The 18,448-nt window shown below is 69.9% G+C and carries 24 protein-coding genes, 1 tRNA gene and 1 pseudogene; 13 read left to right on the forward strand and 13 right to left on the reverse strand.

The features are described from left to right. Window positions 1-72: 72 nt before the first annotated feature. Window positions 73-768 (reverse strand): class I SAM-dependent methyltransferase, encoded by a 696-nt coding sequence (locus tag C7M71_RS18235; protein ID WP_111490310.1) that lies wholly within the window; start codon window positions 766-768, stop codon window positions 73-75. A gap of 129 nt (window positions 769-897) precedes the next feature. On the opposite strand from C7M71_RS18235, the gene C7M71_RS18240 reads away from it, so the two are divergent. Continuing rightward, the gene (locus C7M71_RS18240) at window positions 898-1,455 is read left to right on the forward strand and encodes a transposase (protein WP_456107179.1); all 558 of its coding nucleotides are present in this window, start codon (window positions 898-900) and stop codon (window positions 1,453-1,455) included. Here the strand turns inward: C7M71_RS18240 and C7M71_RS33245 are convergent. From C7M71_RS33245 to C7M71_RS18250, 3 genes are all read right to left on the reverse strand, one after another. After that, on the reverse strand, window positions 1,364-1,792 hold the full coding sequence (locus tag C7M71_RS33245; RefSeq protein ID WP_407675914.1) for a DUF6907 domain-containing protein: 429 nt from the start codon (window positions 1,790-1,792) through the stop codon (window positions 1,364-1,366). The genes C7M71_RS18240 and C7M71_RS33245 overlap by 92 nt on opposite strands. A gap of 37 nt (window positions 1,793-1,829) precedes the next feature. Next, window positions 1,830-2,417, reverse strand: coding sequence for a hypothetical protein (locus C7M71_RS18245; protein ID WP_111490312.1), 588 nt, complete (start codon window positions 2,415-2,417; stop codon window positions 1,830-1,832). A gap of 177 nt (window positions 2,418-2,594) precedes the next feature. Further along, window positions 2,595-3,107 (reverse strand): ATP-binding protein, encoded by a 513-nt coding sequence (locus C7M71_RS18250; RefSeq protein WP_229758790.1) that lies wholly within the window; start codon window positions 3,105-3,107, stop codon window positions 2,595-2,597. Between the two features lie 368 nt (window positions 3,108-3,475). Between C7M71_RS18250 and C7M71_RS18255 the strand changes: the two genes are divergently transcribed. Next, window positions 3,476-4,219 carry an SDR family NAD(P)-dependent oxidoreductase gene (locus C7M71_RS18255; RefSeq protein WP_229758791.1) on the forward strand — a complete coding sequence of 248 codons (744 nt, stop codon included), beginning with the start codon at window positions 3,476-3,478 and terminating at the stop codon, window positions 4,217-4,219. 8 nt (window positions 4,220-4,227) lie between these two features. Here the strand turns inward: C7M71_RS18255 and C7M71_RS18260 are convergent, their stop codons facing one another. Continuing rightward, complete coding sequence (locus tag C7M71_RS18260; protein ID WP_175607704.1) at window positions 4,228-5,619, reverse strand: hypothetical protein; 1,392 nt, start codon at window positions 5,617-5,619, stop codon at window positions 4,228-4,230. A gap of 119 nt (window positions 5,620-5,738) precedes the next feature. On the opposite strand from C7M71_RS18260, the gene C7M71_RS18265 reads away from it, so the two are divergent. The 9 genes from C7M71_RS18265 to C7M71_RS30745 all read left to right on the forward strand — a co-directional run bounded on the left by C7M71_RS18265 (window position 5,739) and on the right by C7M71_RS30745 (window position 13,163). Beyond that, window positions 5,739-7,352 (forward strand): radical SAM protein, encoded by a 1,614-nt coding sequence (locus C7M71_RS18265; RefSeq protein ID WP_229758792.1) that lies wholly within the window; start codon window positions 5,739-5,741, stop codon window positions 7,350-7,352. Then, window positions 7,336-8,046 (forward strand): maleate cis-trans isomerase family protein, encoded by a 711-nt coding sequence (locus C7M71_RS18270; RefSeq protein ID WP_111490316.1) that lies wholly within the window; start codon window positions 7,336-7,338, stop codon window positions 8,044-8,046. Before C7M71_RS18265 ends, C7M71_RS18270 begins: the two co-directional genes overlap by 17 nt. Further along, window positions 8,043-8,888: an HhH-GDP family DNA glycosylase gene (locus tag C7M71_RS18275; RefSeq protein WP_111490317.1), complete on the forward strand. Its 846-nt coding sequence runs from the start codon at window positions 8,043-8,045 to the stop codon at window positions 8,886-8,888. The genes C7M71_RS18270 and C7M71_RS18275 overlap by 4 nt, the downstream gene beginning before the upstream one ends. Then, window positions 8,885-9,703, forward strand: a complete 819-nt coding sequence (locus C7M71_RS18280; protein ID WP_111490318.1) for a PfkB family carbohydrate kinase — start codon at window positions 8,885-8,887, stop codon at window positions 9,701-9,703. The genes C7M71_RS18275 and C7M71_RS18280 overlap by 4 nt, the downstream gene beginning before the upstream one ends. A gap of 24 nt (window positions 9,704-9,727) precedes the next feature. Next, window positions 9,728-10,675, forward strand: a complete 948-nt coding sequence (locus C7M71_RS18285; protein WP_111490319.1) for a nucleoside 2-deoxyribosyltransferase — start codon at window positions 9,728-9,730, stop codon at window positions 10,673-10,675. After that, the gene (locus C7M71_RS18290) at window positions 10,660-11,172 is read left to right on the forward strand and encodes a nucleoside/nucleotide kinase family protein (RefSeq protein WP_111490320.1); all 513 of its coding nucleotides are present in this window, start codon (window positions 10,660-10,662) and stop codon (window positions 11,170-11,172) included. The genes C7M71_RS18285 and C7M71_RS18290 overlap by 16 nt, the downstream gene beginning before the upstream one ends. A gap of 80 nt (window positions 11,173-11,252) precedes the next feature. Further along, window positions 11,253-11,558 (forward strand): MazG-like family protein, encoded by a 306-nt coding sequence (locus C7M71_RS18295; protein ID WP_111490321.1) that lies wholly within the window; start codon window positions 11,253-11,255, stop codon window positions 11,556-11,558. A 442-nt stretch (window positions 11,559-12,000) separates the two neighbouring features. Beyond that, window positions 12,001-12,732 carry a hypothetical protein gene (locus C7M71_RS18300; protein ID WP_162824298.1) on the forward strand — a complete coding sequence of 244 codons (732 nt, stop codon included), beginning with the start codon at window positions 12,001-12,003 and terminating at the stop codon, window positions 12,730-12,732. 342 nt (window positions 12,733-13,074) lie between these two features. Next, window positions 13,075-13,163: transfer RNA gene (locus tag C7M71_RS30745), tRNA-Arg, on the forward strand. On the opposite strand, the pseudogene C7M71_RS18305 reads toward C7M71_RS30745, so the two are convergent. The 8 genes and pseudogenes from C7M71_RS18305 to C7M71_RS18340 form a co-directional block, all read right to left on the reverse strand. Beyond that, window positions 13,125-13,460, reverse strand: a pseudogene (locus tag C7M71_RS18305) (tyrosine-type recombinase/integrase); the annotation flags it as partial. The gene C7M71_RS30745 and the pseudogene C7M71_RS18305 sit on opposite strands and share 39 nt — an antisense overlap. Window positions 13,461-13,591: 131 nt before the next feature. Then, entirely contained in the window at window positions 13,592-14,173 is a 582-nt protein-coding gene (locus C7M71_RS18310; RefSeq protein ID WP_111490323.1) for an alkaline shock response membrane anchor protein AmaP, read from the reverse strand. Continuing rightward, window positions 14,170-14,706 (reverse strand): DUF6286 domain-containing protein, encoded by a 537-nt coding sequence (locus tag C7M71_RS18315; RefSeq protein WP_111490324.1) that lies wholly within the window; start codon window positions 14,704-14,706, stop codon window positions 14,170-14,172. Before C7M71_RS18315 ends, C7M71_RS18310 begins: the two co-directional genes overlap by 4 nt. Then, window positions 14,703-15,188: an Asp23/Gls24 family envelope stress response protein gene (locus C7M71_RS18320; RefSeq protein ID WP_111490325.1), complete on the reverse strand. Its 486-nt coding sequence runs from the start codon at window positions 15,186-15,188 to the stop codon at window positions 14,703-14,705. The genes C7M71_RS18315 and C7M71_RS18320 overlap by 4 nt, the downstream gene beginning before the upstream one ends. Next, window positions 15,185-15,388, reverse strand: coding sequence for a hypothetical protein (locus C7M71_RS18325; RefSeq protein ID WP_111490326.1), 204 nt, complete (start codon window positions 15,386-15,388; stop codon window positions 15,185-15,187). Before C7M71_RS18325 ends, C7M71_RS18320 begins: the two co-directional genes overlap by 4 nt. 22 nt (window positions 15,389-15,410) lie before the next feature. Next, entirely contained in the window at window positions 15,411-15,788 is a 378-nt protein-coding gene (locus C7M71_RS18330) for a hypothetical protein (RefSeq protein WP_111490327.1), read from the reverse strand. Further along, the gene (locus C7M71_RS18335; protein WP_322975174.1) at window positions 15,778-16,290 is read right to left on the reverse strand and encodes an Asp23/Gls24 family envelope stress response protein; all 513 of its coding nucleotides are present in this window, start codon (window positions 16,288-16,290) and stop codon (window positions 15,778-15,780) included. The genes C7M71_RS18330 and C7M71_RS18335 overlap by 11 nt, the downstream gene beginning before the upstream one ends. Window positions 16,291-16,640: 350 nt before the next feature. After that, window positions 16,641-16,943, reverse strand: coding sequence for a hypothetical protein (locus tag C7M71_RS18340; protein WP_111490328.1), 303 nt, complete (start codon window positions 16,941-16,943; stop codon window positions 16,641-16,643). A 132-nt stretch (window positions 16,944-17,075) separates the two neighbouring features. Between C7M71_RS18340 and rpmF the strand changes: the two genes are divergently transcribed. Beyond that, on the forward strand, window positions 17,076-17,246 hold the full coding sequence (gene rpmF, locus C7M71_RS18345; RefSeq protein WP_111490329.1) for a 50S ribosomal protein L32: 171 nt from the start codon (window positions 17,076-17,078) through the stop codon (window positions 17,244-17,246). 7 nt (window positions 17,247-17,253) lie between these two features. Continuing rightward, entirely contained in the window at window positions 17,254-18,447 is a 1,194-nt protein-coding gene (locus C7M71_RS18350; protein ID WP_111490330.1) for a GTP-binding protein, read from the forward strand. Window position 18,448 lies beyond the last annotated feature (1 nt).

The raw sequence follows: 18,448 nt of genomic DNA on the forward strand, positions 1-18,448 counted from the left end.
AGGCCGCACCGGCCGGCACGGCACGGCACGACGCTACCAACGCCTGCGGCGGTGCCCGCGCTGGTCCTCAGGTCAGCTGCACAGGAACGAGCCGGTGTACTTCGTCACCGCGAAGTACCCGGTCGCGTCGATCGCCTGCTGGACCTGGGCGCGGACGCGGTCCCGCAGCTCGCGGAAGAAGTCCTCGTCCAAGCGGTCGTCGGGCTCGGAGGAGGCGCAGCAGTGGTTGTGGCCGACCTCGTAGAACCGCATGAACGGGCCCGGGTCGGTGAACCGCAGCTGGTCCTGCCAGGCGGCGGTGCGCACCTGCGCGAAGTGCGTCTGGAGAGTGGGGGCGCCGTTGGCCAGCGACAGTCGGCCCTTCGGGGTGGCCCTGAACAGGTCCTTGGGGGCACCCATCTGCATCAGCGCGGCGAAGTGGACCTCGTACATCTCCAGCATGCTGTCGGTGCGGTCGGTGGTGAGCTGGAAGATCCCGCCGGGGCGGAGTACCCGGCGGACCTCGGCGAAGCACCGGTTCAGGTCCGGCACGTAGTGGATCATGTAGTTGGCCATGACGCGGTCGAATGCCGCGTCGCCGAGCATGGACAGGTCGTCCGCGCTGCCCTCAATCCACCGGCAGGGTGTGGCGGTGCCGTGCAGGCGCTGCTGGGCTGCGGACAGGACGGCCGGCGCGATGTCCAGGCCGGTGATGCTGCCGTCGGACAGGTGCGGGCGCAGGTGCTCCAAGACGAAGCCGTTGCCGTAGCCCAGGTCGGGGAGTGTCATGAATTAGGTGTGTTCCTCCCCCGAAGGAGTCACCTGATGAGTACGACGACGGATCACCTGATCGAGATGGTGGGCGGCGTGTCGCTTGCCCGGATCTATAAGGGCGTCGAGGGTGCCGACGTGAAGTCGATGCCGGTGTCGCCGAACGGCCTGTCGGCCGAGTTGCTCGAGGAGCTGTCCGCACTGGCGGCCGAGAAGGCCGCCGGTGGCGGGCTGCGGCTGATGGGCGAGGGCGGGATCCTGCCCGAGCTGGCCCAGCACCTGATGCAGGCCGCGTTGGAAGCCGAGATGGACCAGCACCTGGCCGCCGAGGCGGGCCGGGTGGGCGGGCGCGGGTCCCGGTCCGGCGGCAACATGCGCAACGGCTACCGGCCGAAGAAGGTGATGACCGAGGTCGGCACGGTGACGGTGCAGGTGCCCCGGGACCGGCTGGGCACCTTCAGCCCCAGGCTGCTGCCCAGGCACGCCCGCCGCACCGGTGCACTGGACGAGCTGGTGCTGTCCTTGACCGCGAAGGGCCTGACTTCGGGCGAGATCGTCGCGCACCTGGCCGAGGTGTACGGGATGACGACGACGAAGGAGACCGTCTCCACGATCACCGACAAGGTCCTGGAGGCCATGACGGAATGGCGCACCCGTCCCCTGGATCCGGGGCGGTTCCCATCGGTGGATGCGACACCCGAGTAGGAAGTTCACCCGGATGCCGAAGTACGCACCGAACCGCGGCGTAGGGGTGGCAGTCGATGCTGGCCCACAGGATCTCGGCGTCCTGGGCGGGGGCGGAGCCGAGGACGACCTTGGCGGGCTGGCCGGGGAAGGTGGTGCGGTGGCTGATGTCGGCGAGGCGGGTGCCGAGGAGTTCCAGCGGGATGCCGCTCTCGCTGGGGTCCTCGTCCGCCCAGGCCGGGAGGTGCCCGGTGAGGGTGTGGCCACCGGTGGTGGTCAGGGTCCAGGTCGGGTCCTCGCGGCCGGGGGCCGGGGGCACGCCGGGGCGGGTGACGGTCGCGGTGGCGGTGCTGGTCATAGTGGTGTCTCCTTGTCGTAGGCCGGTCCGGTCCGCGTTACGCGGCCGGGTCGTCGGGGTCGATGACGGTGAAGTCGGTCAGGGTCAGCAGGAGTTGGGTGGCGCGGACCCAGGGCAGGTGCGGGTCGCCGAGGCGGAACTGTCCGGCGTTCACGGTGACGGGCATGGGCCGGGCGGGGGCGTAGAGCGCGCCGGTGACGCCGTACGGGAGGAACGCCCGTACCCGCAGGGCGGTGAACGCCGGCCGCAGGTGGGGGCAGGCCGTGGTGGAGCGGATCGCGCACGGCCGGCACACCGGCGGGTGAGCGGTCCGCTCATCCCCCGGCCGCAGTTCACTGGGGTCTGCGTCGATGAGCCACAGAACCCCGCTGGGGCTACGGTCGGCGGGCCCGCCGCAGATCTGGCAGCGCAGTTCGGCCATGCACAGCCGCTGCCGCAGCGTGTGCACCTTCCCGAACTCAGGGGTCCCCTTCCCCGGCTGCGACGGCACCCGCGTCCACAACACTCCCTCCCCGTCCCGGTCGAACGACCGCTCGTCGGCGTATCCGATCCCCCGCCCGCCCTTCCGCACCACCATCGGCATCAGCGCATCCCGCTCCCCACTCCACCGCACGACGAACGGCACGAGGTCCCGTAGTTGAACGGTTGCCCGAGTACTGCTGCTGCGGGCCGCCGGGCGCTCCGCTGCGCGGTTTTGGGCATGCTGCTTCGTGCTCATGGCATCCCTTTCTCAAGGGAGTTGATCCGGAAATGGGGAGGTGATCCCGGCGTTGCTTCGTCCGTGCCGCGAAGGGCAACGCCCTCAGAGGTCCGGTCGGACCTGGGCGTCACGGGTAGGGCGAACTGCTCGCGCCGGCTGAAGAAGACGCGGGGAGTCCGAGCTGATGTCCGCGCGGCCGTGCGTGACGAGAACAAGCGGCACTTCCGCCCATACGACCTTGCCGGGCAGTCCGCAGACGGGGTAACTGCCCCACCGACGACTCATGGCGGCGACGATGAAGAGCCCCCGTCCGCCGGTAGCGTCGACGCCGACCTGTTTCAGGATCGGCGGCCGGGAATCCCGGTCCCAGACCGACGCCCTGATGGCACCGTTGGTGATCTCCAGCGCCAGTTCGAAGGTCTGCGTGGTGTTGTGCTCCGAGTACGGGGGGCTCTCCTCCTGCCCCATGTTCAGACATCGGACGGCGTTGGTCGTCAGCTCCGAGACGAGGAGCTTCACGGTCTCGATGCTGTCCGGGTGTACGCCCCAGCGGGACAGAACATCGGCAGTGTGGAGCCTGGCAAGCCCCACGGCGTTGCGGGTGCCGACCAGCATGAGTCTGTCGCGCGGGGGTGGTGCCTGGGACACGGTGGGCCTCCCGGGTGGGGTGCGGTCGCCGGCTCTCGCTCGATTCGTGTGGGGCCGCCGGAACCCCGGTCTCGACGATCGGGGGCAGACGGGGATCGGGGTTGGGCCGTCTCCGGTCCGAAGAGCTGACGCCGATTGAGCGTCGGCTGTACGGCTGTCCCCGAGGCCGGGTGAGTCCCAAGCGAACCGCCACGGCGGCGGGATGAGAAGGATGCACGGAGGATGGGTCCGAGCACGCGGGTTGGCACGGTTGGTTGGAGGTTGCGCGGATGGTGGACGCAGGGCGTGGGACGCAGTCGAGTCGGCATGCCGGGAGGTTCTCGGGGCGCCGCATCGTGGTCACGGGCGGCTCCAGAGGGCTGGGGAAAGAGGTCGTCCGCCTGCTGCTCGCGGAGGGAGCCCGTGTCGCGGCCTGCGCGCGTGGGGAGGAGTCGCTGGACGAGTTGCGGCGTTCGCTCGACGCGCATGACGAGGTGTTCACCCGGCCGCTGGATGTCGCCGAGCCGGAGCTGCTTGAGCAGTTCGTGGACTCGGCCGCTGAAGCGTTCGGCGGCCTTGACGGCGTCGTCGCCTGCGCGGGCGGCGCCCGGGGCCGTGGCATCACCGAAGCCACAGCTCAGGACTGGGCGGCGACTTGGGCGTTGAACGCAGGCCACTTCGCTCGGCTCACGGCCTCCGCCACCCCGTACCTGGAGGCCGCCGGTGGCGGTTCGGTCGTCGTGGTCTCGTCGATCTCAGGCTGGAAACCCGGCCCGCAGGCGCAGTACGGAGCAGCCAAGGCGGCACAGCTTCACATGGTGTCCTCGCTGGCCCGCGAACTGGGCCCCCGTGGGGTCCGCGTGAACGCGGTCAGCCCGGGGTCCATGCTGATCCCGGGAAAGCGGTGGGACCGGATGCGACAGGAAGACTTTGCCGCCTTCCAGAAGTTCACCGAGGAGTTTCCGGGGCGGGAGCTGGTGCTTCCGGAGGAGGTCGCCGACGTGATCGCCTTCCTGCTCTCCGAGCAGTCCCGCGCCGTGACAGGAGCGAACATCCCGGTGGACAGAGGCCAGAACGCCCCTACGCCAGACGGATACTGACGGACCTTTCAGGCGGCCGACGCACCGAGTACGGGACGGGCCTTCCGCTCGAAGTCACGCACGACCGCCTCGCTCCGGCGCGGGAGAAGGCGCGCGCGGAAGTCCCGCAGGGCCTGCACGCTTCGCTCGCTGTGCACTCCTCCGAGCAGTTCCAGGGCGCTGCCGGCCGTGCCGACCGCCTCGTCCAGGCGATTCTGCTGGAGAAGCGCGGTGGCCAGTACCGAGCGGCTGATCGCCTGGCGCCTGCGTCTGTCGCTGTTGGCCTCGACGGAAGCCGTCGCGAGGCGTTCGGCTTCGGCCGCCTCCTCAAGGTCACGATGGACCAGGGCGGCCTCGGCCTCCAGATAGTGGTGGTCGAGGAAGCGGACCCAGGGGGACTCCTCGGCAGGTCCCCGGCTCCGGTCCAGTGCGCCGCCGGCCGCGAGGAGCGAGGTCGTCGCCTGCCGAGAGGCGCCGAGCACGGCGTGTCCGCGTGCGGCCATGGTGTGCAGGCGCATGAGTCCCAGTGGACTGCCCGCCGACCTGGCGGTGGCGATACCGGCGCGGGCCAGGGCGACGCCTTCCGCAGGGTTGCCGAGGCTGGTCGCGAGGTGGGACATGCCCGCCAGGATCTGGCCGCCGAGCACCCGGTCCCCGCCTTCGGCACACAGCCGGAGCGCCTGGATCACGTACCGCTCCGCGAGGCCGTAGTCGGCCGAGTCGTACGAACACCAGCCTGCTGTGGCGGCCAGCTTGGCGGCGTAGATGTGGAGGGTCCGGCGCTGGTTCGAGGGGAGCGTCCGCTGCTGGAGCATGGGGGCGAGCTGGGTGCTCAGGTAGTGGACGATGCTCGCTCTGACTTCTCGGCCGCCGAAGCGGTTGTCCATCAGGTCGAACATGTCGATCACGGCCTTGACCTGATCAACGGGTCCGCCTTCTGTGACGGCGGCGAGATGGGGCGCCTGCTCGTCTTCAAGGAGCCACAGGAGCCATTGGCGCTGGGGGTCCACGAGAGCGCTCGCGACGAACGGGACTGTCCCGAGCAGACTGCGTCGGGAGATGTCCGTGGAGCCCAGCTCCGCAAGCGTATGCAGCGTTTCACCCACGTCTTCACGGTACGTCAGAGCGCGGGCGGCCACCGGCCCCCGGGCCTGCTGCGGGAAACCGAGGTCAACCGGTGAGACGGGGCGACCTAAGAATCCGCTGATGGCCTCGGCGACGAACTGCGGCGACTTCCCTTTGGGAGTCATGCCCTGAATCCAACGGGTGACCGATGCCTTGTCGTAGCGCGTCACCTCGCCTTGCAGGGAGCCGAGTTCGTTGACCTTGCGCGCCAGGGCCGCGTTCGAGCAACCGGCTTGCTCGATGAGGGCCGCCAGTGCGGCGTTGCCCTCTCCAGCCCCCGTCGCACCAACGCTCATGCGTAGATGATGCCTCGCCGATCACCCTGTGTTCCAGGATTTCCATACCCAGGAGTCAAAGAACAACCTCCGTACAACCGAACAACCCCTTCGCTCCCTCCTCCGTAGCCGAGTCGGCGATGAGACTGGAAGCGCTGCGGGTTGTCGACCGTTCAGCGCGGACGCTGCCGGAACGTCACCGATGCCCCGACTCCGACTCCGAAGGGAGAAACATGCAGCCTTTGGTCATCCTGGACTGCTTCACCGTCGAGCCCAGCGGTCTCGGCGTGCCGCCCTACCTGTCGACCTACGTGAGGAACGCCTGGTCGGCGTTGCGCCGGGCTCGGCCCGAGGCAGAGGTGCGGTACGTGACCATCGACGACGTGCGGTGGTGCCTGGCCGGGGGCACGTCCGCCGTCGAGCCTCCGCAGAGCGATCCGCTCACGTACTCGACAACGATCAACCGTAGCAACGCCGTTCAGCTCCTGCGGGACGCCGAGATCGTTGTCGTGGTCGCGGGCGACGCCGTACCGTCGGTCCATCTCCACGCGGTGAACGGGTCGTTGCCGGAGATCGCCCGCGCGCTCGCGTGTGCGCGAGGACGCCGGTTCCTGCTGGGGCCGCTGTCCACGTACGCCCTGGCAGCGCCGTCCGAGTACGCCGGGCTGTTCGACGCCGTCCACACCCATACCGTGACGTCCGGGGACATCCTGCTGGGCAGCCGCCGCCCGGCGGACTACGGGCGGATGCGGCGCGACCGGGACTCGTTCACCGGCCTGGTCGACCAGATGCCCTGGCGGCCGATCGCCGAGCTGGAGCTGTACCGCGGGTGCACGCGCCGGAAGTTCTGCGACTTCTGCAACGAACCCGCGAAGAGTCCGCTCGTCGCCTTCCGCGAGGTGGACGACGTCGTCGCCGAAGTCACCGAGCTCTACGCGGCCGGGGTCCGCAACTTCCGCCTCGGGCAGCAGACCTGTTTCTTCTCCTACCGCAACCGTGACGAGGAGGCGATCCGAGCCCTGCTGAGCGGCATCCGCGAGCGCTGCCCCGACCTCGAAGTGCTCCACATCGACAACGCGGACCCTCTGGCCGTCGCCTCGCCTGTGGGGCGACGCATCGCCAAGCTGGTCGCGGAACACTGCACCGAGGGCAACTGCGCGCCCATGGGGATCGAAAGCTTCGACCCGGCCGTCATCGAACGGAACACCCTCACCTGCACGCCCGAAATCCTCATGCGGGCGGTCGAGCACGTGAACGAGGCCGGTGCCGCCCGTGGCCCCGGCGGTCTGCCGACGCTCCTGCCGGGCCTGAACCTGGTCTACGGCCTTCCCGGAGAGACCCACCGTACCCACGCGGCCAACCTCCAGGGCCTGACCGCGATCCTGGACGCCGGCCTGCTGTGCCACCGCACCAACGTCCGCCTGGCGCGGGCGTTCCCCGGCACGCCGCTGGCCGCCCTCGGCGAGCTGGAGCCGCTGCCGTCCGCCGAGCACTTCGCCACCTGGAAGGCCGACATCGACCACATCTGGGACCAGCCGATGAAGGAACGGGTGTATCCCACCGGCCTACGGGTGCCGGGCCTGCACTCGTACTTCATCGGGCAGGGCGGCACCTGGTGGCGACGGCTCGGCTCGTACTCCATCCAGATCGTCGAACCCGAAGCGGCCGTGCCGCTCGGAACCACCGCCGACCTCGTGGTCACCGGACACGCTCCGCGAATGATCTACGGGGAGCGCCATGCAGCCGCTGCCTGACGGATCGCTCGCCACCCTGGCGGCTCTGGACGCGGCAGCCGACCGGGCCGTCAGGGTCGGGCTGCTGCTTCCCTGGGCGAACGTGGCGGTCGAGACCGAGCTGCCACGCCTCGGTCTGCGCAACACGGCCTTCCACCACGCCCGACTGGTTCCCGCGTCCCGGACGACAGCCGTCGACGAGTCGTTCTGGCACGGACTGCGGGCGGCGTCGGCGCAGGCGCTGGACTCGCTGTCCCACGTCGAGTTGGACGCGGTGGTCCTCGCGTGCACGTCGGCCGGGTTCACCGGCGGACCGTCCTTGCCCACCGGTGTGTCCACGGCGTTCGACGCGGTGATCGGCGGCCTGGCCGCAGGGGGTCTGGCCCGGGTGGTGCTCGCCACCCCGTATCCGGCGGCGGTCACCGAGGCGGAGGCCGGCGCGTTCGGTGAGGCGGGCATCGACGTCCTGGGGCACGCGAGCCTCGGACTGGACGACGGGTACCCGAAGGTCACATCCGACCGCATCATGGCGCTGGTGGACCGGCTCCCGAAGCAGGCCGTCGAGGCCGCCGAGGCGGTGGTGCTGTCCTGCACCGGGTGGCACACCCTCCAGGCAGTTGCCGAGTTGGAGGGCCGCCTCCGGGTGCCCGTCCTCTCGTCCAACCTCGCCATGGCGCTCCTGGCCGCCCGCCTCAGTGCTGGAGTCACGACATGACCGCCCACCGTACGGCTGCGAAGCCGCTGGAGATCCGCCGGGTGCACCGGCTCGTCGCCCGCGTGGCCGGCCTGCCGGACGTCCGGGCCGAGGTCGAGGCCAACCACGACGAGAACCGCTGGTGGCCGATGTCGATCGCCGACCCCGGCGTGCGCATGCTCGCCGCGGGCTGGTCCACCCGGGTCTCCTACCGGATGGTCGAGACCTACGCACGGGTGATCCGATCGGCGAACGCCCAGGGATTCGACACGCTGGTCGCCGCGACGGAGGCCGAACTCGCCGAGCTGGTACGCCCTCTCGGCCTGGCACGGACCCGGATCGACTACCTGCGCTCCCTCGCCGAACTGCTCCAGAGCTGGAACAAGGAGGGCATCGACCCTGCCTCGCCGTCCACCGACGGCGACGAGCTGATCGTCGAGTTCGCCGAGCGCGTGCGCGGAGCCTCGTACAAGGTCGCCCAGTGCGCGCTGCTCACCGCTCGCGGCTACCACTGCGGGATCATCCCGGTGGACTCCGGCATGGTCACCAAACTGGCTCCTGCCCTGGGCATCGACCTGCCCTCCGGAGCAGTGGCCCACGAGCGCATGCGCCACGTCCTGGAGGCCGCCGTCCACGCTCGCGCGGCCGACTTCCGCTCCCTGGCCGCCGAGCACGGGTACCAGGTGACCATTCCGGAGGAAGCGCAGCCCACCTGGTGGGTGCACCTCGTCCTGATCTACTTCAAGCGCCTGTACCTCAACGGGCCGTCCCCGCGGCTCTGCCGCAACCGGCCGCTGTGCACCAAAGTCGTCGGCTGCGCTCACCGCAGCCGCCCCGCGCGGCCGTCGGGTGGGAAGGCGTGACGCGTCTCGACGTGATCGGCAACGTCAGCAGGGACGTGACCCGCTACCCGGACCACCGCGGAGGTGCGCGTCTCGGCGGCGCCGCGCTGCTGGTGGCGCTGGCGGCAGCCAGGGCTGGACGCCCGGCCGCACCGGTCTGCGTGCTCGGCGGCGACCTGGCCCACCTGCCGCAGGCACCCGGGTTCGACAGGATCGACTGGTCGGCGCACGGTCCGGCCGAGGGCCCGTCCACCCGCTTCGACCTGGAGTACGACCTTCGGGGCGAACTGGTCGCCGTCCGTAGCGACTACGGCGTCGCCGACCGGCTCACGCAGCATGCCCTGGCCCACGTGAACCGACATCCGGGCAGCCAGTACCACGTCTGCTGCCGCCGCCCTCTGGATACGGGAGCGGTCCTCAACAGGCTCGTGCACCACGGGGCTGCCTTCAGCGTCGACTTCTTCCTGCCGAGCGCGGAGGACATGATCCGGGCCGCCACCCCTTGGCTCAGCCGAGCCGGCACGGTGTTCGTCAACGCGGCCGAGTACCGGCTGCTGCGGTCGATCACCGATACGGCGGCGCTGCCGCACATCGTGGTGACCGACGGCCCTCGCGCGGCGCGGGTGTGGGCCTTCGGCCAGCAGGTCGCCTCGGTGGTTCCTCCGCCACGTCCGCCACGCGAGGTGTCGGGGGCCGGTGACACCTTGGCCGGCACCTTCCTCGCCCACCGGTCGCAAGGTGCCCCACCCGCCCGCGCGCTCGCCGAAGCAGTAGCGGCAGCTGCTTGTTACGTGGCAGCACCGTCCCTTCCGATCCCGGCGCCGCGCCGCGCCTGACCACCTGCCTGGGGGCTCGTCCCGGTGTCCATCTACATAGCCCATCGACTCTTCGCCGCACACGACCGCGCCCTCGCCGCCGACCTCGCCGAGCGGCTGACCGGGAAGGTCGGCGCTGACCGCGTCTTCCTGCCCTTCTGCGACACCGACGAGGAGGACCTGGTCGCCGAGGTCAAAGGCCGCCGCCTCTTCGAGCTGGACCGTGACCGCCTCGGCCGTCTCGACGCGATGGTCGCGCTCCTGCACGGGCCGAGCCTGGACGACGGCGTGTGCATGGAGATCGGATACGCCACCGCCAACGGCATCCCGGTCGTCGTGCTCACCACCGACTTCCAGACCTACTCGCTGACCGGACGGGACATTCTGCTCGACTTCCCCGACCCCCTCATCCAGGCGGTGGCCACCCATGTCATCCGAGTACCCCGCCTCGGGCCGGCGCCTGCGGCACGTCACCGGGGTTTCTCCCGGTACGCGGCATTCCGGTCCCGGAACCTGGCCCAGGGCGACAGCGCACTCGACGCGGCAGTCGAGGTACTGCCGGACCTGTCGGCTTCCGGTTCACAGCCGACAACCCCCGCTGAGCCCGGGCCCGTCCACGTCGAGGGATCACCGTACGCGGCGTGGGGACACGACCATCTCGCCAAAGCCTGCGTGGATGCCGGATACAAAGTGACCCTGCCCCAGCGGTTCACGGCCGCCGACCCCATCGCCGGAGCCTTGGCGGACCTGACCGCGGCACGCACGGCGTCCCGGCTCCTGGCCGACGTGTCCGGTCCGGAGACCCCGCCCGGAACCGCCCTGCTGATCGGCGCCGCCCTCGCGTCCGGTGTGCGGATCGCCGCGTACCAACCACGCCCGACGTACACCCATGCCGTCGGCCGGGAGCCCAACTGGCGGAACCTCATGATCCAGTACGCCGCCGATGCCCACCTCGACGAACCGAAGGCGGTGCGGGCATGGCTGGCGGCGTGACTCTGGACGAGATGGCCGGCGCCCACGACACGCTCGTCCTCGAAGATCCCGACGGGGTCGGCAAGAGCACACTGGCCGAACGCCTCTCGGCCCGGCACGGCTTCCAGGTCGTCCACTCACAGCAGACGCCCGATCACCTCGACCTGGCCGACCGGTACCGGACCATCCTCGACGGCGCCGGCCGTATCCTCTTCGACCGATGCTTCGTCAGCGAGCTGGTCTACGGGCCCTTGTACCGCGGCAGATCACGCATCACCTGGAGCCAGGCGATCGACCTGGCAGAAAGCGTGATCGCCCGCACGGGCCTCATCGTCCACCTGACCGCTCCCCCGGCCGTCATCCGACAGCGCCTCATCGCCCGCGACGGCGAAGCGGTGCGACTGGAGGAGATCTCCGCGCTGGTGACCGGCTACCAGCGGGTCTTCTCCTCACTCGCGGACTACACGAAGGTGCTCACCATCGACACCACGACCCTCGAACTCCCGCCAGCAGGGTGACGGCGGCCGAAGCCGGCCCGCCGGGACCACTTCCGCCGCTAGGCTGCGGCAGCACCCGCTGAACCGCCGCCGGAGAAGTCATGGACATCACAACCGCCCAGAAGCTCGCCTGGGAGAACAAGAACCTCAAGGGGTTCAACACCACGGACACAGCCCTGGAGTTCGGGCTCCTGACCGCAGAGGTCGGCGAAGCCTTCACCGCCTGGCGAAAGGGCCTGCCCGACCTCGGCGAGGAACTGGCCGACGTGCTGCTCTACCTCGTGGCCCTGGCCGAGATGAACGGCGTCGACCTCGACTCCGAAGTCGCCCGGAAGATCGAGAAGAACACCCGGCGCACCTACGAACGCAACGAACACGGAACGCCCATCAGGACAAGCGCCGAGTAACCCCTGCCGTCGCGGCACTCCGTGAGAGCTGCAACCAGGAGGACCGGCTCACTCCCTGGGTTCAAGTGGTCCTCGCAACTGCCCAGTTCGGGGATGGCTCAGGACTGTGAGACCCGCAGGAGATCCAGCGCTACCAGCTCGCTCTTCCCACACGCAACATCTCCCGCAACGGGCTCGGACTCCAGGACTCAATCCGCCTGACCCTCCACGAGTTTCTCGCCCGTCCGGTCGATGACGACAAGTCTCTCTATGACGCCCTGCGGTGGCTGCTGTTCCGTCGCTGGACGAACGTCCCGGACGCCCGCCGCACGCTTCGCCACTGCCCGAACGAGAGTGTCAATAGGTGTACCCGGGAAGATATCGCGCTCACCCCCAGACACCCCCCTACCGTTCCGAGTGCCCGAACTGCGGCGGCCCCATCTACCTGGCCGACATCCTGCGCATGCACGAACTTGTTGACGACGAGCAAGGTGCCAGTCGAATCACCTCCTACCTACTCTCCGCGCTTGAGACCCTTGCCCTGGTCCACGTGATCCACGCGCTCTGGGAGATGAAGCCGATCCTGCTGCGGGAGTTCTTGTTCATCAAGGACGGCCCGCTCGCTCTCTTCGGTCAGGTCTTCACGCTGGCCGACCCCCTGCGCGACCTGGCGAACTTTCTTGCCTCGTACCGTGATCCATCCGACCCGAGCAAGGTCCTGCCGCTCCTCAACGTGGTGGGCCTCGAGAAGAGCGGCTCCTTCGTCGAGCACGCAGTGCACATCGAGAAGAGTCTCGACAAGGCGCTCGCGGAGGCCAAGACCGAGGGAGACTTCGCCGGTGTGGTTCTTCCCCTGTCAAACGAGTACATCTACGAGTACGTCGTTCCCGGCGATCCTGGGGGCACGATCACGTACGGACAGAACACGTACTGGGGCGGCAAGATGATCTTCAAGGCGAAGGACGGCAGCACCTACGTGGCAACCGTCCCGACCCTGGGCGGACATAAGTCCGACCCGAAGATCGACGACTACATCAACCTCACCGACGTACTGGCTGCCGTCTCGGGACTCCGCTGCTCCATGTACGACAACGCGCTGATCCCAGTAGCGCTGGCGAACCGGCTCGTGTCGCTCTCCGAGGTCCCGAGCAGTCGCATCCTGGAGTCCTTCGCTCGCGGCACAATCCGCAGATAGCTGGTACTGGTCATGAGCGAGCACCCGACCAGCCTTCATCATGCTTACTCCCCTCAAATTCCAACGAGGAATCCACCACTGCGTTGCCCCGCTGGGCACGGTCGATATGCGCGGGGACGATGAGGTACAGAAACACCGTCAAGGCGACTGGGCCACGTAGCCCAACAGCTGTTCAATATGGAAGCGCAGGCAGTCGCGGACTCCGGTGGAGCAGGAGCAGGTCGCTGCGGACGGGGTGGAATTCCGCCCGCAGGCGTGAGCATTGCGTGAGCGGACGGCGCCGGACAGGGCGCCCCGCGCCGGACCACGCGACCTGCTGCGTGGCGCTGGCCAGCACGGTCAGCACCACGCGGCAGGGTCAGGCACCCCTGATCATGATTCCCGTCGCTCTCCTAAAGCGGGTGTCGCAGGTTCGAATCCTGCCTGGGGCACAGGTAAAAGCACAGGTCAGAGGCCCTTCTGTCGAGACGGCGGGGGGGCCTCTGACGTTGCAGCACACATTCAGCACACATCAGGCCGCGGCGGCCACGCTGCGCGTCGAGGCGGTCGGGCACCTCGTCCAGTCGGTCGGGCCAGAGGTGACCGTACGTGTCCAGCGTGAGCGTGGCGGTCTTGTGGCCGAGCATGGTCTGGACGACCTTGACGGCCGCGCCGCTGGCAATCGCCAACGAGGCGGCCGTGTGCCGGAGTTTGTGAGGTGTGACTCCCAGATCGCCGAGTCCAGCCGCGACGACCGCTGCCTTGGAGGGTCAGTGATGAAGTGGCAGAACGCCCGCACCGCCTCGGAGTACGAGAGGCCCAAGTGTGCCGGGGCGTCGAAGCCTCTGCGGCGGCGCGGCGGCCCGGTGCGGGCCGGGTCTCAGCGGAGGTGGCGGGGGGTGCGGCGGCGGGTGCCCGCGTGGATCCGGATGCGCGCGGGCAGTTGGTCCTGTCCGAGCGCCTGCCGAAGGTGGGCCAGTGCCTCCCGCTCGATCCGGGCACGCACCTGGCCGAGGTGGGCGTCTGCCGTGACGCCGACGTGCAGGGTCAGCGCGGGGTAGCGAGTGCTCCGGGTGAGCCGGGCGTGCGCCCGTCGGACTCCCCGGTAGGACTCGACCTCGTCCTCCAGCGCATCGGTGACCGCAGTGGCGCTGACCCGTGTGGCGCCTCGGCGGTCGTCGGGTTCGACCGTAACCCTGCGGACCACTTCCGGGCGGAGCAGCGCCAGCAGCCAGCCCAGGCCGGCCAGCGCCACCAGGGCGGCGGCCACACCGGCCGCCAGCCAGAACCAACCCGAGGTGGCCACGTAGTCTTCTGTGCCGGGAGCGAGCAGTGCCGTGTCCGGGCCGCCCGCGCCGAACAGCCCGGTGCCCCGCAGCAGGGCGAGCACTCCTCCGGCGAGCAGTACCAGGCCGACCACGGCGAGCCCGACGCGGCTGACGCGGCCGAGTTGCCCGCTCATGACCGGCCCGTTCTGGCGCGCACCCGGGCGGTGACCTTGTACTCATGCTCGGTGCGGATCGCGGCGAGCCGTTCGGCGACCACCGTACGGACGACCTCGGGCAGGTCCTGGGGGTCGCGCAGTGGTGTGCTCGCGTGGACCTGGACTCGGCGGCCACGCAGCCGCACCCGGTTCCGGTCGATCCCGTCGATGCGCCCGACCTCGTCGGCCACGGCGCGGCGCAGGCTCTGCCGGGTGGTGGCGGCATCGACGTGCTCGTCACCGGTGCGCAGGGGGACCATCCCGCGCCTGCCCCGGTCGGCGGAGCTCCAGAGCAGGAGCAGACCGGCGAGGGCGAAAGCCGCGGCGACCGCCAGGATGGGGATGTCGCCCCAGCGGCTCGCGCGCAGGCGGCCGGCGATCGACTGCTGCGGCCAGACCAGCGGGGCGTGTCCCGCCGCCACGGCGACCACGTCGATCAGCACGGTCAGGCCGGCCGCAGCCAGCACGAGGGCCAGTAGGAGGCACAGGAGCCTGGTGCGGGTGCTCGTCACCGTACCCTCCGTCGGTAGGCGGCCGGCCCGGGCAGATCGGCGACCTCGATGTCCACCTGGGCGACGTGCAGGCCGGTCAGGTCTTCGACCCGGTTGATGATGTGGGCCCGCAACCGGCGTGCGATCTCACGGACCGGGGCAGGCCAGGGCAGCGACACGGTGACCGCGACGGCGGCGGTCTGCCCGTCGACCCAGGCGGCCACCTTCGCGGCCTGCCGGATCTCCTCCTGCCCCGGCGGCACCGGGGGCAGCCGATGGCCCATGGCGTCGGTGCGGGCTGCGTCCCGGACCGCCTTGGCGGTGATCTTCTCCACGACCCGGTCGGCGATGACGGTGCGCCCTCGGTCGTAGGCCGCCGGAGGCTGCTGGGGCTGCTTCGGCTCCTGAAACTCCTGAAACTCCTGAAACTCCTGGGGCTCCTGGACGGCCGTTGCGCCCGTGGCATCGGCAGCGGGGACGCCGGGGTGCTGGGCGTTGTTCATACCCGCGTCCGGGATCGGCGGGTGCTGGCACGGTAGGCATCGCGGTAGGCGTGCGGGTCGAATCCGCCTTCGATGACCCAGCCGACCAGCAGGCCGACCAGGCCGAGGACGAGGACGACGATGAAGGCGACGACGCCGCCGAACGCGCCGGCGAAGCCCAAGGCCACACCGAAGCCCAGGCCGAGAGCAGTGGGGGTCACAGCACACCTCACACGTCAGGAATCATTCGTGGGCAGGGTTCAAAGTCGGCCGGCGCGCGCCGAGCACCGCCGGATCGGTCTCCGTGGCAAGGTCCTCGACCACCACGTCCACCTCGGCTCCCGGGATGACGTCGGCCAGGGCGTCCCGTACCTCTGCGCCGATCTCCGCCATGGTGGGCCCGTAGCGGCCCACGACATGCACGCGCACGGCTTCTCCCGCGATCTCCACGCCGTCCACCCGCCGACCGGCCAGGCAGGCGGCAGAGGCTCCGAACGGCCCGGCCGTCAGCCGGTACACCGAGGGGCAGCCCCGGACGGCGGCGGCGATCAGGTCCGGGTCGCGGAAGAGCGCTGGTGCGCGGGGCGAACCGGGTACGGGTGGTTCCGGGTCACTGCACACGGGGGCCCGAGCTCTTCGTGCCCGTGTCCGTGTCGTCGTCGTCCAGGTGGATGTCGTCGACGGCGATGTTCACCTCGGCGACCTCCAGCCCGGTCATACGCTCGATCGCCTCGGTCACATTGCGTCGGACCGCAGCCGCGAGTTCGGCGATCGAGACGCCGTAGTCGCACACGATGTCGACGTCCACCGCCGCCTGCGTCTCGCCGACCTCGACCGAGACACCCTGCGCGACATTCGGCCCACGGGAGCTGGTGATGCGCTCGCGGACCGCTCCGATCGCCCGGGTGCCGCCGGTGCCCAGGTCGTACACCCCGGCCACCTCACGGGTGGCGATACCGGCGATCTTCTGGACCACGGCGTCCGCGATGGTGGTCCGGCCCCGGTCGGTGACCAGTTCTGCGCGTCCCGTCCCGGGCCTGGACGGAGCCCGGGCCGCAGATGCCGATGTGCCGACCCCAGCGTCAGAAGAAAACGTGCTCATCAGCATGAACCTTCCATACATATGGGATTCTTTATCCCTTCTGTACCTACCCCCCTCGTCGCAGGTAAACAGACAGCCCCGCGTGGGTACCGGTTCGCCTCCGCCTGCTCCCGGGGCCGGATGAGCGGCGTGCAGCACGGGTCCGTGGGTTGCGTTGACAACTCAGTTGTCAGAGGGAAACCGCCTCGTGGGCGGGTCTGCGTTCGTCGTCGCAGACCGGTCGTCGTTGCCTGGTGATCCAGGCGGTGGGGTCGGCCGCGCGGGCAGGGGCTCGCTACTGCTGCGTCTGGCCGAAGAGGATGTCATCGCTCCCCGGCGCGGCCGTGACCGTCCGGCAGGTTGGCCGGTCGGTGGCGATTCCCCGGGGTGGGTCAGTGGTCGTCCCAGTGGTCGTTGTGGGCGGCGTGGCGGTGGCCGTCGTGGAGGTAGTCGGTGTGGTCGTCGTGGGGGACGGCGACGTGGCCGCAGTTTGCGCCGTGGCGGTGGTCGTGGCTCTGGTGGGTGGAGTGGCCGGTGGCGCCGCATTCGTCGACGTGGTCGCCGTGGGCGCGGTGGACATGGCCGTCGTGCGCGTAGTCGGTGTGGTCGCCGTGCGGGAAGGCGACGTGGCCGCAGCCTTCGCCGTGGGTGTGTGGGTGGTCGGTGTGGGTGCGGTGGTCGGCGGAGACGGACATGGTGAGTCCTTTCTGTCGGCTTTGCGCTCCTTTATGAGTCTGGCACTGCCGGGTGGATGGCGCAGTGGAGGTTGTGAAATGGGATTCGTTTTCATGTAGCCTCGTCTCCCCGACCCATGGAGGAGCGAGCTCATGGCCGTGCCCAAGAGGAAGACGTCCCGCAGCAACACCCGGCACCGCCGGGCGCAGTGGAAGGCCACCCCGCCCGACCTGGTGCCGATCACCGTCGACGGCGCCGTGTACCTGGTGCCGCGCAGGCTGGTGAAGGCGTATCAGCGCGGCCTGCTGCGCCCGGAGGGCTGACCCCGCCATGGCGCAGCAACACCGCCTCCCCGTCACCGTGCTGTCCGGCTTTCTCGGCTCCGGCAAGACCACGCTCCTCAACCATCTGCTGAGCAACCGCGAGGGGCTGCGCGTCGCGGTCGTCGTCAATGACATGAGCGAGGTCAACATCGACGCGGCGCTGGTGCGGGGCGGCGGCGCCGCGCTGTCGCGTACCGAGGAGCGCCTGGTCGAGATGACCAACGGGTGCATCTGCTGCACGCTCCGCGACGACCTGCTGGAGGAGGTCGACCGGCTGGCCCGGGAGGGCCGGTTCGACTATCTGCTCATCGAGTCCAGCGGCATCTCGGAGCCGATGCCGGTCGCCGCCACCTTTGCCTTCGCCCGGGACGACGGCGCGACCCTGGGGGACGTGGCCCGGCTGGACACCATGGTCACCGTGGTCGACGCGGCCAACTTCCTGCCGGAGCTGGAGGGCGGGGACGGCCTTGCCGAACGGGGGCTGGACCAGTACGAGGACGATGAGCGCACCGTCAGCGACCTGCTGATGGACCAGGTCGAGTTCGCCGATGTGATCGTGCTCAACAAGCTCGACCTGGTCGGCGACGAGCACGCCGCCACCCTGCGGGCGGCGCTCACCCGCCTCAACCCGGCGGCGCGGATCGTTCCCGCCCGGTACGGCCGGGTGGACCCGGCGGATGTCCTGGGCACCGGGCGGTTCGACCTGGAACGGGCCCAGCAGGCCCCCGGCTGGGTCATGGAACTCAACGGCGACCATATGCCGGAGACCGAGGAGTACGGGATCTCCAGCACGGTCTTCCGCGCCGGCCGGCCGTTCCATCCGGGTCGGCTCTGGGCGTTTGTCACCGAGGGGCTGGACAGCGGGGGGTATGGGACCGTGCTGCGGTCCAAGGGCTTCTTCCGGCTCGCGGGGCGGCCGGTGCCGGGGCTCTGGTCGCAGGCGGGTGCCGTCGCCCGGTTCGAGCCGTCGGGTGCCTGGGAGGCGGAGCCCGCGCAGATGCAGACGCAGGCGTGGATGCAGGAGCTGGTCTTCATCGGCACCGGGTTGCGGCCTGGGCCTCTGCATGCGGCCCTTGCGGCTTGTCTGCTCGGCGACGGTGAGGCCGTGCCGGGTGAGGATCCGTTTCCGGTGTGGCAGGTGGCGGGGTCGGGGGAGGTGTGTGACCACGAGCAGGGGGCGGTGGCCGGGGCGGCCGGGTGAG

The sequence above is a fragment of the Peterkaempfera bronchialis genome, assembly GCF_003258605.2.
GTDB lineage: Bacteria > Actinomycetota > Actinomycetes > Streptomycetales > Streptomycetaceae > Peterkaempfera > Peterkaempfera bronchialis.